Source organism: Saccharopolyspora rosea (genome assembly GCF_025643595.1).
Classification (GTDB): domain Bacteria; phylum Actinomycetota; class Actinomycetes; order Mycobacteriales; family Pseudonocardiaceae; genus Saccharopolyspora; species Saccharopolyspora rosea.
Genome location: NZ_CP102826.1, coordinates 281,510 through 303,543, shown reverse-complemented (window position 1 = coordinate 303,543; position 22,034 = coordinate 281,510). Strand labels below are relative to the sequence as shown.

Genomic DNA, 22,034 nt, shown 5'->3' with positions numbered 1-22,034 from the left:
TCAGCCCCGGTGCAGGGCCGCGATGAGCGCCTCCACCGCGATGATGGGCTTGACGTTCTGGCCCAGCGCCTCGCGGCAGCGCAGGACTGCCTCCAACCGGCGCAGCGTGGACTCGGACGTCCACTCCTGGGCCGCCGTGGCGACGGACCGGGCGAAGTCGGGGTGGTTGAGCGCCACGTCCGCCCCGCTGCGGACCACCAGCACGTCCCGGTAGAACCCGGCGAGGTCGACCAGGGCCAGGTCCAGCGCGTCCCGCTGGGAACGGGTGGTGCGCGACTTCTGCCGCTTCTCCAGTTCCTTCAACGCCGCGTTCGCACCTCGCGTGGCAGCGGCGGTGCCCTTGCCGGTACCGCCCGCGCCCATGGCCGTGCGGAGTTCCTCCTTCTCCGCCTCGTCGCGGTCCTCGTTCGCCGCGACCGCCTCGGTCTCGGCCAGCTTGACCAGGCCGTCCGCCGCGGTGAACACGCCGGAGAACCGTCCCAGCCCCAGCGGGATCCGCAGCACGGACTCGCGCCGCTCGCGCGCCTGCTCGTCGGTGGCCAACCGCCGCGCGCGCCCGATGTGCCCGCCGCACACCGACGCGGCCCACTCCGCGAGCTGCGGCTCCACCCCGTCGCGTTCGGCCAGCACCTCGGCGATCGAGCGGGACAACGGGGTGCGCAGCTGCACGACGCGGCAGCGGGACCGGATCGTCACCGACACGTCCTCGGGGTGGTCCGACGGCGCGCACAGCAGGAACACGGTCCGCTCCGGCGGTTCTTCTACCGCTTTGAGCAGCGCGTTCGCCGCCCCTTCGGTGAGCCGGTCGGAATCCTCGATCAGCACGACGCGCCAGTGCCCGGTGCTCGGCCGCCGCGCCGACGCCTGCACCAGGGCGCGCATCTCGGCCACCGAGATCGACAGCCCTTCGGGCACCACCACCCGCACGTCCGCGTGGGTCCCGGACAGCACCGTCCGGCACGCCGTGCAGTGCCCGCAGCCCAGTTGTCCGGAATCGGTGCACTGCAGGGCGGCGGCGAAGGCCCGCGCCGCGACCGAACGACCCGACCCGGGCGGGCCCGTGAACAGCCACGCGTGCGTCATCGCCCCGGGCGGCGCGGGCTCCCCGCGCTGCTGCCGGTCCGCCGCCCGCGCGGCCGCGAACAACGTCCGCACCGCGTCGGGCTGGCCGACGACGTCCGCCCACACCCCGGTCTTCGGCACGTCCGGAGCGTCGGTCTGCATCACACGCCTCCCGTGCTCGGCCCTGACAACGGCACTTTACGGGGCGGCACCGACTCAGCGGCCCAGCAGCCCCAGCGCCTCCAGCACCCGGTGCAGGATCGCCAACCCCACCGCCACGAGCACGATCAGCGCGAGCAGGCAGCCGGCCGCCCTCCCGGTCGGTTGCTGCTGCGGTGGCCCGCTCGCCGACACCTCGGGCCGCTCCGCGCCCGCCCTCCGCCGGGGAACCGCCCGGTGCACGTCCTCGACCACGTGCTTCGGCTTCCACGGTCGTGGCGGGACCGTCCGCACCTTCGGCGGCTCGGTGGGGTTCAGCGCATCGGGGAACGCCCGCGGCGGCGGCAGTGGCTGCGTGCCGTCCGGTCCGTGCAACGGATTCCGCTGCATCGGGCGTCTCCCCGGGTCACGACTTGGACGAGGTGCTCGCCTTCTTCTTGCCGGACGAGGACTTCGTCCCGGTGCTCTTGGCCGACGACTTGGACGTGCTGGACTTCTTCGCCGTCGACTTCTTCTTGGCCGGTGCCTTGGCCCGCCGCTCGGCGATCAGCTCCACCGCCCGGTCCATGGTCAGCGACTCGACGTCGTCGCCCTTGCGCAGCGACGCGTTGGTCTCCCCGTCGGTCACGTACGGGCCGAACCGGCCGTCCTTGATCACCAGCGGTTTGCCGGTGTCCGGCGCCTCGCCGAGCTCCCGCAGCGGCGCCGCCGGAGCCCGCCGCCCGCGCTGCTTGGGCTGGGCGTAGAGCTTGAGCGCCTCCTCCAGGGTGACCGTGAAGATCTGCTCCTCGGTCTCCAGCGACCGCGAGTCGCTGCCCCGCTTGAGGTAGGGCCCGTAGCGGCCGTTCTGCGCGGTGATCTCCTCGCCGCTGTCCGGGTCGGTGCCGACCACGCGCGGCAGCGACAGCAGCCGGAGCGCGTCGTCGAGCGTCACGGTGTCCAACGACATGGAGCGGAACAGGCTCCCGGTCCGCGGCTTGGACTTGTCGCCCTCCGGCAGGACCTCCGTGACGTACGGCCCGAAGCGGCCCTCCTTGGCCACCACCTCGTGCCCGGTCTCCGGGTCGGTGCCGAGGCTGCGGCCCTCCATCGGAGTGGCGAACAGCTTCTCGGCGATCTCCACGGTGAGCTCGTCCGGCGGCAGGTCGTCGGGCAGGTTCGCGCGCTGCGAGGAGCCGTCCTCGACGGTCCGCTCCAGGTACGGCCCGTAGCGGCCGACCCGGACGTAGACCGTGCGGTCGGCGTCGTCGGTGAACATCGGGATCGAGTTGATCTCGCGCGGGTCGATCTCCTCGACGCCCGAGCCGACCAGCTTCTTCAAGCCACCGGCCCGGCCGATCGAGTCCCTCGGGCCCACGTCGCCGCCGAAGTAGAACCCGGACAGCCACCTGGTGCGCTCCTGGCGCCCCTCCGCGATCTCGTCGAGCTCGTCCTCCAGCGCGGCGGTGAAGTCGTAGTCCACCAACCGCCCGAAGTGCTTCTCCATCAGCCCGACCACGGCGAACGCGATCCACGACGGGACCAGCGCCGAGCCCTTCTTCCACACGTACCCGCGGTCCTGGACGGTGCTGATGATCGACGCGTAGGTGGACGGGCGCCCGATGCCCAGCTCCTCCAGCGTCTTGACCAGGCTCGCCTCCGTGTAGCGGGGCGGCGGGTTGGTGCTGTGCCCGTCCGGCGACAGCTCCGGCGCGGTGACCGACTGGTCCTGCTGCAACCGCGGCAGCCGGGACTCGGCGTCGTCGGCGACCCCGCCCGCCTCGGAGTCGACGGCCTCGACGTAGGCCTTGAGGAAACCGGCGAAGGTGATCGTGCGGCCCGAGGCGGCGAACGTGCACTCCTCGCCGCTGGTGGCCGTACCCGTGATGCGCACCGACAGCGTGGTGCCCTTCGCGTCGGCCATCTGGGAGGCGATGGTGCGCTGCCAGATCAGCTCGTAGAGCTTGTAGCCGTCGTTGTCGAGCTCACCGGCCACCTCACCCGGGGTGCGGAAGGTCTCGCCCGCCGGGCGGATCGCCTCGTGCGCCTCCTGGGCGTTCTTGACCTTGCGGTTGTACTGGCGCGCCTGCGGCGAGAGGTACTGCTCGCCGTAGAGGTCGCGGGCCTGGTTGCGCGCCGCCGCGATCGCCGTCTCCGACAGCGTCGTCGAGTCGGTTCGCATGTAGGTGATGTAGCCGTTCTCGTACAGCCGCTGCGCCGTGCGCATCGTGCGGTCCGCGGAGAAGCGCAGTTTGCGGCTGGCCTCCTGCTGGAGCGTGGAGGTCATGAACGGCGCGTACGGCTTCCGGGTGTAGGGCTTCTCCTCGGCGCTGGACACGTGCAGCCGCGCGTCGGTCAGCGCCTCGGCGAGCCGCCGCGCCTCGGCCTCGTCCAGCCGCTTCACATCGGCGTTCTTCAGCTGACCGTCCGGCCCGAAGTCACGCCCGGTGGCGACCTTCGCGCCGTCGACGGACACCAGGCGCGCGCCGAAGCGCCGCGGGTCGGCGTCCGCACCGGCGTCCATGGTCGCCGAGATGTCCCAGTAGTCGGCGGACACGAACCGGATCCGCTCGCGCTCCCGCTCGACGACGACGCGGGTCGCCACGGACTGCACGCGGCCCGCCGACAGCTTCGGCATGACCTTCTTCCACAGCACCGGGCTGACCTCGTAGCCGTACAGCCGGTCCAGGATGCGGCGGGTCTCCTGCGCGTCGACCAGCGCGTGGTCCAGGTCGCGCGGGTTCGCGGCGGCTGCCTGGATCGCCGACTCGGTGATCTCGTGGAACACCATGCGGTGCACCGGCACCTTCGGCTTGAGCGTCTCCAGCAGGTGCCACGCGATGGCCTCGCCCTCGCGGTCACCGTCCGTGGCGAGGTAGAGCTCGTCGACTTCCTTGAGCGCGTCCTTGAGTTCGGTGACGGTCGACTTCTTGTCCGAGGTCACCAGGTACAGCGGTTCGAAGTCGTTGTCGACGTCGACGCCCAACCGGGCCCACGCCTGGCCCTTGTACTTCGCCGGGACGTCGGCGGCGCCGCGCGGCAGGTCGCGGATGTGCCCGCGGGAGGACTCGACCACGAAGTTCGAGCCCAGGAAGGAGGCGATCTTGCGGGCCTTGGCGGGCGACTCGACGATCACCAAGCGCCGACCACCGGGCCCCGCCCCGTTGCGGGATGCCGAAGCCCGGCCGGTACCGCCGTTCTTCTTCGTCCGTGTCGACCCAGCCACGCTTACCTGCTCTCTACTCGCGGTGGCAAACCTCTCCGGTGCTGCCAAGTTCCTCAGTGTGCCCCCAGCCGGCGCCGTTGTGCCGCGCTGGAAAGGCACAGGGTTGCATATAACACGCCGGTGCTCGCACCTATCTTCTTGTACGAACGTATCGGGTTACCGGCGTGTTCCGTTGCGTGACCTGGCGTGATGTGCGTCAAACGCCTCAGGAGACCAACGGCCACGTTCGCTCGATCGCACCATCGGGTGTCGGCCCGACCAACTCGGCCAGTCGGGCCAACCGCTTGCGGCCGGTCAGCCGCAGCGCCGGTCCACCCGCCCGCGGCCCGATCGGCCGGGTCTCCAGGCCGCTGCGCCGCAGCGCCGCGACCAGCGGTGCGTGCGTGTCGGGAGCGTGCGGATCGAGCCCGAGGCGGTAGCCGGACGGCTCGGCGCAGCCCGCGGTCAGCGCCCAAATCCGCAGCGCAGGTCCGTCCGGGGCGAAGTCCGCGGGGACGGATTTCACCGCGCCGCGCAGCCAGCGCGCAGCGAGCGCGGTGAGGTCCGCGCGGAACGCGGTGCGGACCAGCGGGCGGCCCTCATCGGAGCGGCCGAGCTGGGCGTCCACTCCCCGCTCGGCGCACGCGGCGACCAGCGCTCGGGCCCGCCACTCCTCCGCCACGACGACCGAGAGCCGCGCGGCGGTTCCGCGACCGAAGCCCACCGCCTGTCCCGGCCCGCACAGCAGACCCGCGAGATCCGCGATGCGGGGCTGTCGCGCCTCGGCCGAGAAGAAGGACAGCTGGTCCACGCTCGCTGATGCTAGAACAGTCGTTCGAGCAGAACCAAGGACTTGCATCCGTTCGTGTGAAGGGATGCACCGAGATCCGCGGTTTCGCGCAGGACAGACCTGCCGACCCCGCGCGAAACCGACGGATTCCCCGCCTGCCGGTGCGCCTCAGCGCGGAGCGCCGGGCTGCTGCGGCGGCTGCTGGATGAGCGGCTTGCACTCGGGCGCCTGCACAGCCGCCGCGTTGAGCTCCTTGTTGCGGTCGAACTCGGCCAGCTCGCCGCCGAGCTTGATGTTCTGGCCCTTCTGCAGCTCGTCGCGGACCTGGCTCATGCCGGACTGGAACGCCTGCTCGTTGCCCGGGTCGACCTGCTCGGCCTTGCCCTTGGCGGTGGCGAGCACGTCCTTGACCTGGCCGAACCCGTCGACGAACGCGTGGTTGACCTTGTCCGCCCCGCCGATCGGCGACGGCCCGAGCTGCTGGAGCCCCTTGATCGTGTCCTCCGCGGACTTCTCCGCGGCGTCCAGCTGCGCGATCGAGGACTGCTTGAACGTCGCGGTGTTGCTCCTGTCGACGCCCGGCAACTTCTGCTGGGCCTGGGTGAACCCGCCGACCAGGCCGCACAGCTTGCCCACCCACGCGACGCCGTCCGGGCTCGCCTCGCCGTGGGGCTGCGCTGCCGGCTGCTGCGGGGCGGCCTGGGGCGGCGGGGACTGCGGCGCCGGCTTCGACGCCTCCGGGGCGCCCTGCGAGCAGCCCGCGAGCACCAGCGGGACGGCGGCCAGCACCGCGACGGACGTCGAACGGATCTTCATGCCTACTCCCTGGGGTCTGCTACACCGTCCGCGCCCGACTGTCCCGCACCGCGGGAGCGCCGCATTCGAGGGGGTCGCAGACGCGGCGGAGCCCCGGCCGGCGGCGCCGGTCGGGGCTCCGGGCGAACGCGGTCAGGCCGCGCCGTTCACCACTTTCCCCTCGTCGGCCGGGGACTCCGCGATGGCCGTCGAGCGCCGCTTGGAGGCGACGACCGCCGCGACGATCACCGCGACCGCGATGACCGCGACCACGACCCGCACCGCGGTGGAGGCCGACTGGCCGACCGCGAAGGTCACCACCGCCGGCGCGATCAGCACCGACACCAGGTTCATCACCTTCAGCAGCGGGTTGATCGCCGGACCGGCGGTGTCCTTGAACGGGTCGCCGACGGTGTCGCCGATGACGGTGGCGGCGTGCGCCTCGGAGCCCTTGCCGCCGTGGTAGCCGTCCTCGACCAGCTTCTTCGAGTTGTCCCAGGCACCACCGGAGTTGGCCAGGAAGATCGCCATCAGCGTGCCGGTCGCGATCGCCCCCGCCAGGTACCCGGCCAGCGGTCCGACCCCGAGGCCGAAGCCGACCGCGATCGGGGCGAGCACCGCGAGCAGGCCGGGCGTGGCCAGCTCGCGCAGCGAGTCGCGGGTGCAGATGTCGACGACCTTGCCGTACTCCGGCCGCACCGAGCCGTCCATGATCCCCGGGTTGTCGGTGAACTGCCGCCGCACCTCGTAGACGACGGCCCCGGCGGCGCGGGACACCGCGTTGATCGCCAGGCCGGCGAACAGGAACACCACTGCGGCCCCGATCGCCACCCCGACCAGCACGTTCGGTGCGTACACGAAGTACTCGGACGGGTCCAGGTGACCGGCGACGTTCGCCAACGCCTGCTTGATCGCGTCGGTGTAGGAGCCGAACAGCGCGGTCGCCGCGAGCACCGCCGTGGCGATCGCGATGCCCTTGGTGATCGCCTTGGTGGTGTTGCCGACGGCGTCGAGCTCGGTGAGGATCTGCGCGCCCTCGCCCTCCACGTCGCCGGACATCTCAGCGATGCCCTGCGCGTTGTCGCTGACCGGCCCGAAGGTGTCCATCGCGACGATCACGCCGACGGTGGTCAGCAGACCGCAACCGGCCAGCGCGATGGCGAACAGCGCCACCGACAGCGATGCGGACAGCAGGAACGCACCGAACACCGCGGCGCCGATGATCAGCGCGGTGAACACCGCGGACTCGAACCCGACCGACATGCCGGACAGGATCACCGTGGCCGCACCGGTCAGCGACGACTTGCCGACGTCGCGCACCGGACGGTGCTCGGTGGCGGTGAAGTAGCCGGTCAGCTTGAGGATGACGACGGCCAGCAGGATGCCGATGATCACCGCGACGAGCGCGATCAGCGCGGGGTTGCCCGGCGTGCTGCGGATCTCCTCGGACACCCCGGTGAGCTCGGAGAACGAGCTCGGCAGGTACAGCACGGCGGCCACCGCGCAGGCCACGCCGGAGATGCCGGCGGAGATGTAGAACGACCGGTTGATCGCGGTCAGCGCGCTCTCCCCGGTCCGGGCGCGGGTGATGTAGACGCCGATGACCGCGGTGACCACGCCGATCGCGGGCACGATCAGCGGGAACAGCAGGCCGTGCAGCCCGAACGCGGCGGTGCCGAGGATCAGCGAGGCGACCAGCGTGACCGCGTAGGACTCGAACAGGTCGGCCGCCATGCCCGCGCAGTCGCCGACGTTGTCGCCCACGTTGTCGGCGATGGTCGCGGCGTTGCGCGGGTCGTCCTCCGGGATGTTCTGCTCCACCTTGCCGACGAGGTCGGCGCCCACGTCCGCGGCCTTGGTGAAGATGCCGCCGCCGACGCGCATGAACATCGCCAGCAGGGCGGCGCCGAAGCCGAAGCCCTCCAGCACGCGCGGCGCACCGCCCGCGTAGACGAGGACGACCAGGGCAGCGCCGAACAACCCGAGTCCGACAGTGGTCATCCCGACGACACCGCCGGTGCGGAACGCGACGCGCATCGCCTTCTCACGCCCGCCGCCGGTCTCCCGCGCGGCGGCCGCGACGCGCACGTTGGCGCGGGTGGACAGCCACATGCCCAGATAACCGATCGCCGCCGAGAACGCCGCGCCGAACAGGAAGAACAGCGACCGGCCGACTCGTTCGCCGGTGGACGCGGCGGGCAGCGCGAACAGCAGCAGGAAAACCACGACCGCGAACACCGCCAGGGTGCGGAACTGGCGGTTGAGGTAGGCCGAGGCGCCTTCCTGCACGCCCTTGGCGATGTCCTGCATCTTCGCCGTGCCCTGTCCGGCGGACAGCACCTCCTTGATCAGGACGTAGCCGAAGGCGAGCGCGGCCAGCGCGATCACCATGACCACGCCGACGACCGTGTAGTCGGCGCCGCCGAGCTCGATGCCCGTGGCTTGCTGGGCGAGGTCCATCCGGGTCGGCGAGCTCGGTGGTGCAGCGCCCTGGGCCCAGCCTTGCTGGACCGGGGAGAGCAGGGACATCCGTCCTCCTGGTTTGTGCTCGGTTCAGTGCCGGAAGACCGCCGTTGCCGTGCGCAGCCGTCTCCGGCGCGGTAGACGGCCCCGCCCGGTGCGACCCGTGGTCGTCCGTGGCGACGTCGTGGCCGGGAAGTCTATTCAGCCCCACAGTGGCTTACCTCACGGTGTGACACGCAACTCGTCCTGACGTGCGGGTTCGTTATTGAATAATCGATTCAGAAGGCCACTTGATCGCCCGTTCGGGGAGAACTCGATTTGGCCCGAACGGGTTACATGGTGTATTGGCCGTGACTTCACCGATCGGCCGAAGCGGGCGACGCTTCCGGCCCCCGCTCGCCCGGATCCGCGAAAACTGCCCGATCGGGTGACATTCGGTCGGGGCAACGGGGCATCCGCCGAAGAGATGACGGACGGGCGTCCGGTGCCGCGGTCGGGCACGGGCCACCGACGCCCGAACGGCTTGTGCGAGGCTCGAATCGTGAGCGCAGCGGACACGGACAAGGGACGGCGGTTGCTCGACCGGGTACTGGCCGGTGTCCCGGCCGGGGAGTCGCCGCTGCGCCACGTCGCGCGGATCCCGGCCCGACCGGCGAGCAGCGCCGAGTGGCCCGACTGGGTACCGGAACGGCTCGTGGAGACGCTGCGCAAGCGCGGCGCGGACCGGCCGTGGACCCACCAGGTGACCGGCGCCGAACTGGCCCGGTCAGGCGAGCACGTGATCGTCGCGACCGGGACCGCGTCCGGGAAGTCGCTCGTCTACCAGCTGCCCGTGCTCGCCGAACTGCTGGCGACTCCCAAGGCGACCGCGCTGTACCTGTCGCCGACCAAGGCGCTGGGCGCCGACCAGTTGCGCGGGATCGAGGAACTCGGGCTGAAGGAGGTCCGCGCGGCGAGCTACGACGGCGACACCCCGCAGGTGGAGCGCGACTGGGTCCGCGCGCACGGCAGGTGGGTCTTCACCAACCCGGACATGCTCCACTACGGCGTCCTGCCCGCGCACGGCCGGTGGTCCCGGTTCTTCCGGCAGCTCCGGTACGTCGTGGTGGACGAGTGCCATACCTACCGCGGCGTGTTCGGGTCGCACGTGGCGCTGCTGCTCCGCAGGCTGCGGCGCATCGCTCGGCACTACGGCGCCGATCCGGTGTTCGTCCTCGCGTCCGCGACGGTCTCCGACCCGGCCTCGCTCGCGCGGCGGCTGACCGGAGTCGAATGCCGCGCCGTGACCGAGGACGGTTCGCCGCGCGGCGCCCGCACGGTCGCCTTCTGGGAACCGCCGCTGCTGGAGGAGGTCACCGGGGAGAACGGCGCGCCGGTGCGCCGGTCGGCGGGCAGCGAGACCGCCCGCATCATGACCGACCTGGTCATCGAGGACGCGCGGACGCTGGCGTTCATCCGTTCCCGCCGCGGAGTCGAACTCGCCGCGATGTCGGCGCGCCGCGCTCTGTCCGATGTGGATGATTCGTTGGTCGCCAGGGTCGCGTCCTACCGCGGTGGTTACCTGCCCGAGGACCGCCGCGCTCTGGAGCAGGCGCTGCTGTCCGGCGAACTGCGCGCTGTGGCCACCACGAACGCGCTGGAACTGGGCGTGGACATCGCCGGGCTCGACGCCGTGGTCGTCGCGGGGTACCCGGGCACGCTGGCTTCCTTCTGGCAGCAGGCGGGACGCGCGGGCCGCGACGGCGAAGGCGCGCTGGTGGTGTTCGTCGCGCGCGACGACCCGCTGGACACCTATCTCGTGCACAACCCGCCGGCGGTGCTGGACCGGCCGGTCGAGGCGACCGTGCTCGATCCGGCCAACCCCTACGTCCTGGAGCCGCACCTGGCGTGCGCGGCGTCCGAACTGCCGCTCACGGAGAGCTGCTTCGACACCTTCGGCGGCGAACCGGCCGAGCGCGCGGTGCACGCGCTGACCGCGGAAGGCGTGCTGCGCAAGCGCCCGCACGGTTGGTTCTGGACCTCGCGGGAACGTCCACATCGGAGTGTCGAGATGCGCGGTGCGGGCGGCCATCCGATCGCGGTCGTGGAAGGTGATTCCGGACGGCTGCTGGGCACCGTGGACCCGGACTCGGCGTGCGCCACCGTGCATCCCGGTGCGGTCTACCTGCACCGCGGCGAGTCGTTCGTGGTCGACGACCTCGATCTGGAGTCCGGGATCGCACTGGTGCACCAGGAGAACCCGGACTGGACCACCTCACCGCGCAACATCATCGACATCTCGGTGCTGCGGACCGTCGAGGAGCGGAACCCGGGCCCCGGTGTCTCGGTGTGCCTCGGCGAGGTGGAGGTGACCTCGCAGGTGGTCGGCTACCTGCGCACGCTCCCCTCAGGCCAGGTGCTCGACCAGGTGCCGCTGGACCTCCCGGCGCAGAACCTGGTGACCCGGGCCGTCTGGTACACGGTCGGTGAAGAGCTGCTGAGTGGCAGCGCGCCGGGGAGCGCCGGGCTGGAACCGGCGCGCATCCCCGGCGCGCTGCATGCCGCCGAGCACGCGGCGATCGGCCTGCTACCGCTGTTCGCGACCTGCGATCGTTGGGACATCGGCGGGGTTTCCACCGCGCTGCACGCCGACACCGGGGAGGCAACGGTGTTCGTGCACGACGGTCATCCGGGAGGGGCCGGATTCGCCGATCGCGGTTTTGCCGCCGTGGTCCCGTGGTTGGCCGCGACGCGGGAGGCCATCGCATCCTGCGACTGCCCGGCCGGATGCCCGTCCTGCGTTCAGTCGCCCAAGTGCGGGAATGGCAACGAACCGCTGGACAAGGCGGGGGCGGTGGCTGTTCTCGACGCGGTGTCGGCCGTGCTCGGGGGATGAGCCGGATGACCGGCCGGGCCGCGTGACCGTCCGCGGGGACTTGAGCACCAGGGCTGGTCAGTGCTCGCCGGGGAGGGGTTGCGGGCGGCCACGCTCGGGGTGGCCCGGAGGGGCGCGGGGTACCGGTCATCGACGGCGGGACACGGCCGACCGGCAGGTGTCAGCTGCCTGCCGCGACGAGTTCCGCCACGTCTGGGGCCTCCGGCAGACCGGAGCACAGCGCGTCCTGCACGAAGTCCGGGGTGGGCAGTCGCCACCCGCAGACCTCGGGCTTGACCCGCCAGTGCACCGCTCCGTGCGGGTAGGCGGTCGGTGGCATCGGCAGCCAGCTCCCGCTGCCGTGCAACCGGACGTCCGGGTTCTCGGCGAGTTCGGAGCGCAGCTCCGCACCGCCCGTGGTCAGGAAGTACCAGCGCCCGCGCGGCGTCGCCACGATCGGCACCGGGAACCCGAGCGACCGCAGCACCGACGCGGCCCGGCGGCCCAGGTCGGCGCCGACCTCGATCGCGTCGACCTTGGTGCCGGTGGCGACCAGCAGGCCGTGCGGTTCCTCGGCCCACCAGGACGCGACTTCCTCGACCTCGGTGTCGAGCCTGCGCTGCCAGTCGGGGTGCACCGGCTCCGGTCCGTCGGTCGCGCCGACCCACCGGTCACCTTCGGGGTAGGTGCCCGCCAGGACCGGCCAGCCACGGGATGCGAACTCGATGGCCTGCACGCGAAGTTCGATCCGACTGCTGGTCAGCCCGGCCGGGTGCGCCGGGATGCCGCGGAAGGTCTGCCACCTGTCCGCTGACCAATCCATGTGCCTTCAGCCTCCTTGTTCCGAAGTGGCGCACCGACCGGCGGTTCGGGGTTCCCGCGCGGCCGTCGACCTCGTCGTCGCGAGCCTCGGCCGTGCGCTCACACCACCAATGAACGGCATCACACCCACTCCGGAACACCCCCGTATCGATGACCGGTCGCTCAGCCGCGACGAGCGCGGGGTGCACCGACAGAGGCACTGAAAGGGCGGGCTGATGAACGGCATTGGAACGGCCACCGGCGGGGCCGCCGCTCGCGTCCCCGAGATGCCCGAACCGCCGGACAGCGCCGCTCGTCGCGAAAGCGCTGTTCCCAACCGCTCACGCGCCGACCGGCCCGGCTCTCGCCCGTGCGCGCACCGGCGCGTGCCCGGGGAACAGGTCCGGCAGCTCAGCGGTCACCTCGACTCTCACCTCCCAACCGGCCCACTCGCACGTCGACACGACCGCGCCCATACCGCGGGCGATCCGCTGCGCGCGGTCGCAGGCCGCCGCATCTCCCCCGGGCGCCCGGAGCGCGGCGGCCAACGCGGCCAGGTCGGCCGCGTTCTCCGCGCGGTGCCGCGCGGAGGCGGCGGCGCCGAGCATGACGACGAGCCACAGCACGACGACGATGCAGATCGTCAGCACCGCGGCGAGAACCGTGGCGGCTCCGCGATCGTCCGGACCGATCAGTCGCGTCACCGCGCCACCTCCGGTTCCAGCACGGCGAGCGCCCGCGCCTCGACCCACCTGCCCGGCAGCAGACCGCCCGGGAACGGGGCGGAGACCGCGACATCAGCCTCGTCGCCGACGATGCGGACGGCGAGCGCGGCTCCCGCCGGAGCGATCCGCGCGACGGCCGCGTCCGCCCGCGGTCGATCGCCGCGCGCGATCAGGCGCGCCGCCTCCGCCGCCGCGTCCGCGCAGCGCAGCTGTCCGCAGAGCACTCCGATCCCGGCGACGACCAGGCCGAACACCGCGACGAGCGCGCAGATGGCGAACGCCGCCTCGACGGTCACCGAGCCGTCGTCCCGGGGTGTCCCGGCGCCGGGGCGAGGCGTCGGGACCGCTCCCGCGGACATCAGGTCGCCCCGCTCTGAAGACCGCGTTCGAGCAGGCTCAGCAGCGCTGCGCGCACCGTGTCGCTGGTGACGAGGCTGTAGAGGGTCGCCGCGAGAGCCGCGCAGGTGACGACGCACAGCGCGAACTCGACCGTGGTGGTGCCCCGGTCACCGCGCAGCAGTGCCACGAGGCGCCGGGGCGCGGTCCAGCGGACGCGGTGGGCGGTGTGGGAACGGTTCGGCATGTCGATCACTCCTTGGTGTCCGTTGTGATTCACAGCTGGATGGGGAGCCGGTGCAGCATCCCGACGAGCACCGGAAGCACCCCCAGGCACACGAAGGCGGGCAGGAAGCACGTCGCCAACGGCGCCGTGATCCAGACCGAGGCCCGTTGCGCGCGGGTCTGCGCGTCGTCGGCGGCGGATGCGCGGACCTCACCCGCGAGTTCGGCGGCGATCTCGGCGAGGCCGCTGCCGGTCCGGGCCGTGCGGCGGGCGGCGCGGGCGAGTTCGAGCGTGTCCGGACAGCGCAGCGCCGGTTCCCAGGCCGCCAGGGCGTCCGCGCCCAATGCGAGGTGTTCGGCGACCTCGCGCAGGGCTCGTCGCGCCGCGCCGGAGAACTCCTCCGCCACCGCGTGCACGACGACGGGAACGGGAAGACCGGCACGCATCCCCGCCGCGAGCAGGTCCCAACCGGCCGCCAGCACGAGCGGATCGACCAACTCTTGTCTTCGCCTGCGGCGACGGGACTCCAGCAGCACCGCCGCGACGACGCACCCGGCGAGTCCGACGCCGAAGACGGGACCGGCCACGACGACCCCGCCGACCAGGAACACGGCGGACGCAGCACCGACCACAGTGGACTTCGACGGCAACCGCTTCGGCGCGGTCGGGCGGACGGTCCGGAGTCGTGTTCTCGCACCGTTCAGCGGGAACAGCGCCACGGCGAACGCCGCCAGGACGAGCGCGACCATCACCGCACCACCGCCCCGGTCAGGCGCAGCGTCCACGCCGTTCCCGCGCACACCAGGCCCGCTCCGACCAGCAGCAACACCTGTCCGGTCGGAGTCGAGGCGAGCACGGTCAGCGGCGCGGCACCGACCGCTTCGCCCAGCAGCAGACCGAACACCGGCAGGACGATCAGGATCGCAGCGGTGGAACGCGGCCCGGCCATGCCCGCCTCGACCGACCTGCGGAACCTGGTGCGGCGCTCGACGTCCCGGCGCACCGAGTCGAGCAGGTCGGCGAGCGCGATGCCGTGCCGCTCCGCCAACGTCCACGCCCTCGCCATCCGGGCCAACGGCGCGCGCAGGCCCTCCGGCCCCGAACGCGACAGCGCGGTGCCGACGTCACCACCGAGCCGTGCGACGGCGGCCAGGTCGTGGAAGACGGCCGCGATCACCGGACCGGACTCGGCTGCGGCGCCCGCCGCCGCGACCGCCGGGTGCGCACCGGTGCGCAACTGCGCCACCAGCAGCCGCAGTCCCGCGCTGAACTCGTCGGACAGCGCGAGACCGCGCCGGAATTCCTGACGAGAACGCCAGTACCTGGCACCGATCAGCGCCACGCCGACGGTCGCGCAGAGCCCGCCTGCTCCGGCGAGCAGGAAACCGGCGACCGCGATGGCGGGCACCACCGCCCTTCGAGCCACGGCGTCCCAGCGACGTGCGCGGATCCGCACCGCCCGGGGGCCGCGCAGTCGCGCGCGGGCGCGCCCGTCCGGCCAGCACAGCAACCCGGCGGCGAGCAGCGTCAGCACGGCAACTCACCTCCCCGGCAGGCCATCAGCTCGGCGAGGTCGTGGCGCCCCGGCCCCCACCCCTCCGCCACGTCCCAGGCCGGTCGCACCCGAACCCGGTCGCCGTCGCGGCGGACCACGCCGATTCCGGCGAGGTGGCGGCCGCGTGCGGCGGTGCGTCGAACGTGCAGCACGACCTGGACCGCTGCCCCCAGCTGGCTGTGCAGCGCCTCCCGGGACAGCCCGCCGAGCGCGGCCAGCGCCTCCATCCGGGCCGGGACCTCCTGCGGGGAGTTGGCGTGCAGCGTGCCGCCGCCGCCCTCGTGGCCGGTGTTGAGCGCGGCCAGCAGTTCGCAGACCTCGGGTCCGCGCACTTCACCGACGATCAGGCGGTCGGGCCGCATCCGCAGCGCCTGCCGGACCAGGTCCCGGACCCGGATCTCCCCGGCTCCCTCGACGTTCGGCGGCCGGGTGAGCAGCCGGACGACGTGCGGGTGCCGCGGTCGCAGCTCGGCCGCTTCCTCGACGCAGACGATCCGCTCGGTGCCGGGAACCTCGCCGAGCATCGCCGCCAGCAGGGTCGTCTTGCCCGACGCGGTGCCGCCCACGACCAGCAGGGCGAGTCGGGTCGCGACGATCGCGCGCAGCACCTCGGCGATGTCCTCGTCGAACGCGCCACCGCGCCGCAGGGTGCCGAGATCGTGCGCGGTGGGCCGCAGGACGCGCAGCGAGAGGCAGGTACCACCCGCCGCCACCGGGGGCAGGACGGCGTGCAGCCGGACCGCTGCTCCGTCGTCCTCCCGCGGCAGCCACGCGTCGACCCACGGCTGGGCGTCGTCGAGCCGCCGTCCCATGGCCATCGCCAGACGCTGCGCGAGCCTGCGGACCGCGTCCTCACCGGGGAATCGCACCGGTGCGCGGACCAACCCGTCCCCGCGGTCGACCCAGACGTCGTCCGGCCCGGTCACCAACACGTCGGCCACGTCCGGTTCCCGGAGCAGGGGCTCCAGCACCCCGGCTCCGCGGAACTCGGCCTGCAGCGACCGGAGTGCCGCCAGCACGTCGCCGTCGGCGACGATCCCGCCGGACTCCTCGCGCACGGCGGACGCCACGGACGCCGACGTGACCGGCACTCCGCTGCCCACCAGCCGGTTGCGGACCCGCTCGACCAGTTCCGCTTCCATCACCCACCACCCACTGTCGACAGTGGACGCCATTCGTCCACTGCGGATTCGCATGCGTCCAACTCGTCCAGCACCCGCGCCGCGACCCGGGTCAGGACGCCGCGGCTCCCGGGGCGGAGCGCCGGAAAACCCGCGCGGTCCACGGCCTCCGCGAGTCCCGGTTGCGCACGCATGGCGGTCAGGACCTGCGCGCCCACGGCCTCGCGCACGTCGGCCACGCCGAGTCCGCTGGTGGCCGGCCCGCGCACGACGAGGCGCACCGGCGCGGCGGTGCGCTCGGCGACGGAGGCGACGGTGCGGGCCGCCGCCGCGCAGGAGCGGACCTCGGCCGGGACCACCACGACCACGAGGTCCGCGTGCCGCAGGGCCGCGGTCGCCGGCTCGGGCAGTGCTCTCGGCAGGTCGCACACCACCGTGTCGCCCGCCCGTCGACCGGTGCCGACGACGGTCCGGACCGATTCGGGGGTGAGCCCGGTCGACGGCCCGTCGCGGTCGCAGGACAGCACGCTCAACGCTCCTGCCCCGAAACGGCGGGCGGGCAGCGCGTCGTGGAGCGCGGACGCCACCAGCCGACCCGCGCCCACCGCGAGTCCGGACCAGCGCGCGCCGTCGACGTCTTCGGTGCCCGTCGCGAGGTCCAGCCCGCCGCCCATCGGATCGCAGTCGACCAGCAGCGCCCGGTCCCCGCGCCGCGCCGCTCGCACGGCGGTCGCGGTCGCCAGCACGGACGCACCCGCGCCACCACGACCACCGAGCACCGCGAGCACGCGCCCGTCGCGCCTCGGCGGCCCGTGCAGCGCGTCGGTCAGCACGTCGATGAGCTGCGACTCCTGCTCCGGCAGTGCCACGACGTGCTCCGCGCCGACCCCGAACGCCGACCGCCACAGCTGCTCCGTCGTTGCGCGGCAGACCACGAGAACACCCGGTCTTCGGGGCAATCCGCTGGCCATCCCGAACTCGGCCGTGCCGCGGTCGAGCAGCACCACCGGCGCACAGCGCCACATCCCCTCGGCCGACGACGGGTCCGTCACGTGCACCAGCTCGCACCCGGAGGCCGCGGCCAGCCGCAGGACCTCCTCCGCCAGCTCGGAATCCGACGTGAACAGCATCGGTCCGGACACGGTGAACCTCCCGGGATCTCCCGACGAACTTGTGGACACGGCGGAGAATTCCGCCCGAAATCCACGGTGAACGCGGCCCACCGCGCCGCCAAGACCGAATTTCCGAATCTGTGGACAACCGCGTCACCTGTGGACAACTCGACTACCGCGCACAGGTGACAACACCCGGAAAATTTAAAAGCAATTCATATTTGATCACGAGGAGGCGGCGGCACATCGCACCACACCGCGGAGAAACCCCGGATACGAGACGACCCCCGCCAGGGGGGAGGGACGGGGGTCGTCAAAAGTTCAGCTCCGGGGGGTCGAGCTGAACTCGTCCAGCAGAACCGGACTCCTGCCACTGTATCTCCCCAGCACCAGCGGCCGCCTCCCGTTCATTAGGGGGAACGTCGTCGCCCTCCCCGATCACAGCTCGGACGGCAACAACGCATTCAGGTCAAGCAATTCTTCCCACTCAACGGAACACCACCCGGCGAACGCGACGGTTCCGCGCTCGCGCCGGACGACCGCCCGCGGCCGGGCTCGTATGCTGTGCTGCGTGACAGAGCCCGCGAACCCCACGGCCGCGGACGGACGCCGCGTGGCCGCGTTCTTCGACCTGGACAAGACGGTGATCGCGAAGTCGAGCACGCTCGCCTTCAGCAGGCCGTTCTTCCAGGAAGGACTGATCAACCGGCGGGCCGTGCTCAAGAGCGCCTACGCGCAGTTCGTGTTCATGCTCGCCGGCGCCGACGCCGACCAGATGGACCGGATGCGCGCCCACATCACATCGCTGTGCACCGGCTGGGACGTCGAGCAGGTCAACGCGATCGTCGAGGAAACGCTGCACGACATCGTCGACCCGCTTGTCTACAAGGAGGCCACCCAGCTCATCGCCGAGCACCAGGAGCAGGGCCACGACATCGCGGTGCTGTCCGCCTCCGGCGAGGAAGTCGTGGCGCCCATCGCCAAGATGCTGGGCGTCGACCACTGGGCGGGCACCCGCATGGTCGTCGCCGACGGCCGCTACACCGGTGAGATCGAGTTCTACTGCTCGGGCGAGAACAAGGCCGCCGCGGCGCGGCGGCTCGCCGAGGAGCACGGCTACGACCTGGCCGAGTGCCACGCCTACTCGGACTCGATCAGCGACCTCGCACTGCTGGAGAGCGTGGGGCACCCGACCGTCGTGAACCCGGACCGGGCGCTGCGCAAGGAGGCGGTGCAACGCGGCTGGCCGTCGCTGGCCTTCGAGCACCCGGTGTCGTTGCGCGCCCGGATCCCCACCCCGTCCCGGGCGGCGGTGACCGCCGCGGGCGTCGGGATGGGCGCCGTGGCCGCCGCCGGCGCGGCGTGGTGGGGCATCCGGTACTGGCGTCGGCACCGCTGAAACCGCAGGTGATCGGGCTGCGGCGACCCTTGCAGTGACGGGCGCCACCGACTACAAATGGAGGTGCGGACCCTGGTTGGCCAGGGACGTTGCGGAGGAGAAGCAACGTCCACCCCGATCAGGCTCCGCGCGCGGGACCCGGAGTACCCACGCGTTGCCGCAGATAAGGCTGGTCGTGGAAACGGGGGTTGCGTACCGGGACGCCGGACGCCTAGCCCCGAAGGTGACGACACCAAGAGCACGCTTGGTAACCCGAGGTATCCGCGCGAGGGCGGCGCCCGTCGAGGACATCGGCGGGCGCCGCCGCATGTGCGGACCCGGCGCGTCCACGCCGACGCGCGGCGTTGACCCGCACCCGTGACGTGGGTAACTTCCGAATTCGTTCGGTTTCGCGGTGAACTTCCAACCCCGGGTCCGCCACCAGGGAGGCCGATGTGGCCAAGAAACTCCGCTCCCGTCGCACCACCGCCACGCTCAGCGCCGTCGCCGTCGCCGCTGCCGCCCTGACCGCCGCGGGCACGGCCGACGAGCACCGGACTCCCCGGGTCCAGGACATGACGCTTGAGGAGAAGGTCGGGCAGCTGTTCGTCACCTACGCCTACGGCGCCTCCGCCGACGCGCCGCACCCGAAGAACCGCGAGGAGTTCGGCGTCGACACGCCCGCGGAAGTGGTGAGCAAGTACCACCTCGGCGGGATCATCCACTTCACCTGGACCGACAGCCTCGACAACCCCCGGCAGGTCGCCGAACTGTCCAACGGCCTCCAGCGGGCGGCCACGTCGTCCGGGGCCCGGGTGCCGCTGCTGATCGGCACCGACCAGGAGCAGGGCCAGGTCACGCGGTTGCCCGAACCCGCCACGCGGTTTCCCGGGAACATGGCGCTCGGCGCCGGTCGCAGCCCGGCGGACGCCGAGCGGGCCGCCGCGATCACCGGCCAGGAGATGCGGGCCATGGGCCTGAACCAGGACTTCGCGCCGAGCGGGGACGTCAACGTCAACCCGGCCAACCCGGTGATCGGCGTCCGCTCGTTCTCCTCCGATCCGCAGCTGGCCGCACGGCTGACCGCCGCCCAGGTGCACGGGTACGAGGACTCGGCCCCGCCCGGGGCGACCGTCTCCGCGGCGGTGAAGCACTTCCCGGGCCACGGCGACACGAACCAGGACAGCCACACCTCGCTGCCGGTCATCGAGCACGACCGGCAGCAGTGGGAGCAGCTGGACGCGCCGCCGTTCCGGGAGGCGATCAAGGCGGGCACCGACGCGGTGATGAGCGCGCACATCGTGGTGCCCAAGCTCGACGCCTCCGCCGGTGAGCCGTCGACGCTGTCGCCCAAGGTCCTCACCGGCATGTTGCGCGACGAGCTCGGTTTCCGGGGCGTGGTGTTCACCGACTCGCTGAAGATGGAGGGCGTGCGGCGCAAGCACCCGGACGCCGAGATCCCGGTGCTCGCCCTGCAAGCGGGCGCGGACGTGCTGCTGATGCCCAACGACCTGCGGACCGCGATCGACGGCGTGATCGGCGCGGTGCGCTCGGGCCGGTTGTCCGAGCAGCGCATCGACGAGAGCGTGCAGCGGATCCTGGCGCTGAAGTCCGGACGCGGGGTGCTCGCGAACCCGTTCGTCGATGTGTCCGCAGTGGACCGGATCGTCGGTGCACCGGAGCACCTGACGGCGGCGCAGCGGATCACCGACCGCACCACGACATTGCTGCGCAACGACGACCACGCGCTGCCCTGGACCCACCGCCCGGCGAGCGTGCTCGTCACCGGTGCCGGGGACGAAGCGGTCGGTGCGCTCGCCGATCGCGTCAAGGCGCGCGGCCCGCGGACCCAGCCGCTGGCCACCGGACTTCGGCCCACGCAGCAGCAGATCGCGCAGGCAGCCGACGCGGCCGGACGCGCCGACGTGACCGTGGTGCTGACGAACGCGGCGTGGCAGGCGGACAACTCCGCGCAGCGCGACCTGGTCAACGCGCTGCGCCGGACCGGCAAACCCGTTGTGGCGGTGGCGGTCCGGGACCCGTACGACGCGGGATGCGCCGAGGCGCCGGCCTGGCTGGCGACGTACTCGGACCAGCCGGTCGCCATGGAGTCGCTGGCGAAGGTGCTGTTCGGCGAGATCTCCCCGGCCGGCGAGCTGCCCGTCCCGGTACCCGACCCGAGCCGACCCGGCCAGGACCGGTATCCGTTCGGCCACGGCCTCGGTTGGTGACCGCGTGCCCCCGGTGAGCAGGCGGAACGTCCTGGCAGCGGCCGCGCTGTCGGTTCCGGCCGCGTGCGCGGCGGCTCCGACCGACCAGCTCGGAACGGGCGTGCGGACCGGTGCCGACGTGCTCGCGGCGCGGGACTGGCAGGACGTGCGCGGCCACCGCATCGGCGTGCTGACCAACCCGACCGGCGTCCTGACCTCCCTGCAGCACGTGGTCGACGCGATGCACGCCGACGGCGGGATCGACATCGTCGCCGTCTACGGCCCCGAGCACGGCTTCCGCGGAACCTCGCAGGCAGGAGGCTCCGAGGGCGACTACCGGGATCCGCGCACCGGGCTGCCGGTGTACGACGCCTACGGGGCCGACGCGGCCAAGCTCGCGCAGCTGTTCCGCAAGGCCGGGGTGGAACAGCTCGTCTTCGACATCGCCGACGTCGGCGCGCGGTTCTACACCTACGTCTGGACGATGTACACCGCGATGCTGGCCGCCCGGCAGGCGGGTGTGGCGTTCCTGGTGCTGGACCGGCCGAACCCGATCGGCGGCGCGGTCGCCGGGCCGCGGCTCGACCCGCGCTTCGCCTCCGGCGTCGGGATGCTGCCGATCGTGCAGCAGCACGGCATGACGGTCGGTGAGCTGGCGCGCCTGTTCGACCGCGAGTACCTGCCGTCGCCGCTGCCGAAGCTGGACGTCGTCCGCGTCGAGGGCTGGCGGGACCGGACGACCGCGACCGGGCTTCCGTGGGTGCCACCGAGCCCGAACATGCCGACCGCGGACACCGCCGCCGTCTACCCGGGGACCGGCCTGTTCGAAGGCACCCTGCTGTCCGAGGGACGCGGCACCACGCGGCCGTTCGAAACCATCGGCGCACCCGGGATCGACTGGCGGTGGGCCGAGGACCTCGACGCCGCCGGACTCGACGGGGTGCGGTTCCGGGAGACCTACTTCGTCCCGACGTTCGGCAAGCACGCCCAGCAGACCTGCGGCGGCGTGCAGATCTACCGCACCGGCCGGTTCGACGCGATCCGGACGGCCGTCGCCATGCTCGTCACCGCGCGGCGGCGGTACCCGGCGGTGTTCGGCTGGCGGCCGGACCACGTGATCGACGAGTTGTCCGGTTCCGACCGACTGCGCACGATGGTCGACGCCGGTGCGGACGTCGCCGAGATCACCGACGCCTGGCAGGCCGACGTGGCCGACTTCCGACGGCAGCGCGAGCCGTACCTGCTGTACCGCTGAGGGGGAGC

General features: G+C 72.3%; 18 protein-coding genes. 4 read left to right on the top strand and 14 right to left on the bottom strand.

Annotated elements, in window-relative coordinates:
* The 6 genes from NV263_RS01465 to NV263_RS01440 form a co-directional block, all read right to left on the bottom strand.
* On the bottom strand, positions 1–1,224 hold the full coding sequence (locus NV263_RS01465; protein ID WP_263250534.1) for a DNA polymerase III subunit delta': 1,224 nt from the start codon (positions 1,222–1,224) through the stop codon (positions 1–3).
* Between the two features lie 54 nt (positions 1,225–1,278).
* The gene (locus tag NV263_RS01460) at positions 1,279–1,611 is read right to left on the bottom strand and encodes a hypothetical protein (RefSeq protein WP_263250533.1); all 333 of its coding nucleotides are present in this window, start codon (positions 1,609–1,611) and stop codon (positions 1,279–1,281) included.
* Positions 1,612–1,627: 16 nt separating this feature from the next.
* A complete protein-coding gene (gene topA, locus NV263_RS01455; protein WP_380758042.1) occupies positions 1,628–4,426 on the bottom strand; it encodes a type I DNA topoisomerase in 2,799 nt (932 codons plus the stop codon).
* A gap of 205 nt (positions 4,427–4,631) precedes the next feature.
* Positions 4,632–5,216, bottom strand: coding sequence for a hypothetical protein (locus NV263_RS01450; protein WP_263250532.1), 585 nt, complete (start codon positions 5,214–5,216; stop codon positions 4,632–4,634).
* 147 nt (positions 5,217–5,363) lie between these two features.
* A complete protein-coding gene (locus NV263_RS01445; RefSeq protein ID WP_263250531.1) occupies positions 5,364–6,011 on the bottom strand; it encodes a hypothetical protein in 648 nt (215 codons plus the stop codon).
* 132 nt (positions 6,012–6,143) lie between these two features.
* The gene (locus NV263_RS01440) at positions 6,144–8,450 is read right to left on the bottom strand and encodes a sodium-translocating pyrophosphatase (RefSeq protein WP_263253999.1); all 2,307 of its coding nucleotides are present in this window, start codon (positions 8,448–8,450) and stop codon (positions 6,144–6,146) included.
* A 544-nt stretch (positions 8,451–8,994) separates the two neighbouring features.
* On the opposite strand from NV263_RS01440, the gene NV263_RS01435 reads away from it, so the two are divergent.
* Positions 8,995–11,328 (top strand): DEAD/DEAH box helicase, encoded by a 2,334-nt coding sequence (locus NV263_RS01435; RefSeq protein ID WP_263250530.1) that lies wholly within the window; start codon positions 8,995–8,997, stop codon positions 11,326–11,328.
* A gap of 160 nt (positions 11,329–11,488) precedes the next feature.
* Here NV263_RS01435 and NV263_RS01430 read toward each other — a convergent pair whose 3' ends face one another.
* The 8 genes from NV263_RS01430 to ssd all read right to left on the bottom strand — a co-directional run bounded on the left by NV263_RS01430 (position 11,489) and on the right by ssd (position 17,213).
* Positions 11,489–12,130 (bottom strand): bifunctional DNA primase/polymerase, encoded by a 642-nt coding sequence (locus tag NV263_RS01430; RefSeq protein WP_263250529.1) that lies wholly within the window; start codon positions 12,128–12,130, stop codon positions 11,489–11,491.
* Positions 12,131–12,449: 319 nt separating this feature from the next.
* Complete coding sequence (locus tag NV263_RS01425) at positions 12,450–12,812, bottom strand: Rv3654c family TadE-like protein (RefSeq protein ID WP_263250528.1); 363 nt, start codon at positions 12,810–12,812, stop codon at positions 12,450–12,452.
* A complete protein-coding gene (locus NV263_RS01420) occupies positions 12,809–13,192 on the bottom strand; it encodes a TadE family type IV pilus minor pilin (protein WP_263250527.1) in 384 nt (127 codons plus the stop codon). Before NV263_RS01420 ends, NV263_RS01425 begins: the two co-directional genes overlap by 4 nt.
* Complete coding sequence (locus NV263_RS01415; RefSeq protein WP_263250526.1) at positions 13,192–13,416, bottom strand: DUF4244 domain-containing protein; 225 nt, start codon at positions 13,414–13,416, stop codon at positions 13,192–13,194. The genes NV263_RS01420 and NV263_RS01415 overlap by 1 nt, the downstream gene beginning before the upstream one ends.
* Before the next feature lie 29 nt (positions 13,417–13,445).
* Positions 13,446–14,144, bottom strand: a complete 699-nt coding sequence (locus NV263_RS01410) for a type II secretion system F family protein (protein ID WP_263250525.1) — start codon at positions 14,142–14,144, stop codon at positions 13,446–13,448.
* The gene (locus NV263_RS01405) at positions 14,144–14,929 is read right to left on the bottom strand and encodes a type II secretion system F family protein (protein ID WP_263250524.1); all 786 of its coding nucleotides are present in this window, start codon (positions 14,927–14,929) and stop codon (positions 14,144–14,146) included. The genes NV263_RS01410 and NV263_RS01405 overlap by 1 nt, the downstream gene beginning before the upstream one ends.
* Entirely contained in the window at positions 14,923–16,092 is a 1,170-nt protein-coding gene (locus NV263_RS01400; protein WP_263250523.1) for a TadA family conjugal transfer-associated ATPase, read from the bottom strand. The genes NV263_RS01405 and NV263_RS01400 overlap by 7 nt, the downstream gene beginning before the upstream one ends.
* On the bottom strand, positions 16,092–17,213 hold the full coding sequence (gene ssd, locus NV263_RS01395) for a septum site-determining protein Ssd (RefSeq protein WP_263250522.1): 1,122 nt from the start codon (positions 17,211–17,213) through the stop codon (positions 16,092–16,094). Before ssd ends, NV263_RS01400 begins: the two co-directional genes overlap by 1 nt.
* Before the next feature lie 529 nt (positions 17,214–17,742).
* Here ssd and NV263_RS01390 point away from each other — a divergent pair.
* The 3 genes from NV263_RS01390 (at position 17,743) to NV263_RS01380 (ending at position 22,026) form a co-directional block, all read left to right on the top strand.
* Positions 17,743–18,582: an HAD family hydrolase gene (locus tag NV263_RS01390; protein ID WP_380758053.1), complete on the top strand. Its 840-nt coding sequence runs from the start codon at positions 17,743–17,745 to the stop codon at positions 18,580–18,582.
* A 434-nt stretch (positions 18,583–19,016) separates the two neighbouring features.
* Complete coding sequence (locus NV263_RS01385) at positions 19,017–20,792, top strand: glycoside hydrolase family 3 protein (RefSeq protein WP_263250520.1); 1,776 nt, start codon at positions 19,017–19,019, stop codon at positions 20,790–20,792.
* 13 nt (positions 20,793–20,805) lie between these two features.
* Positions 20,806–22,026 (top strand): exo-beta-N-acetylmuramidase NamZ family protein, encoded by a 1,221-nt coding sequence (locus NV263_RS01380; RefSeq protein WP_263250519.1) that lies wholly within the window; start codon positions 20,806–20,808, stop codon positions 22,024–22,026.
* Positions 22,027–22,034: the final 8 nt, after the last annotated feature.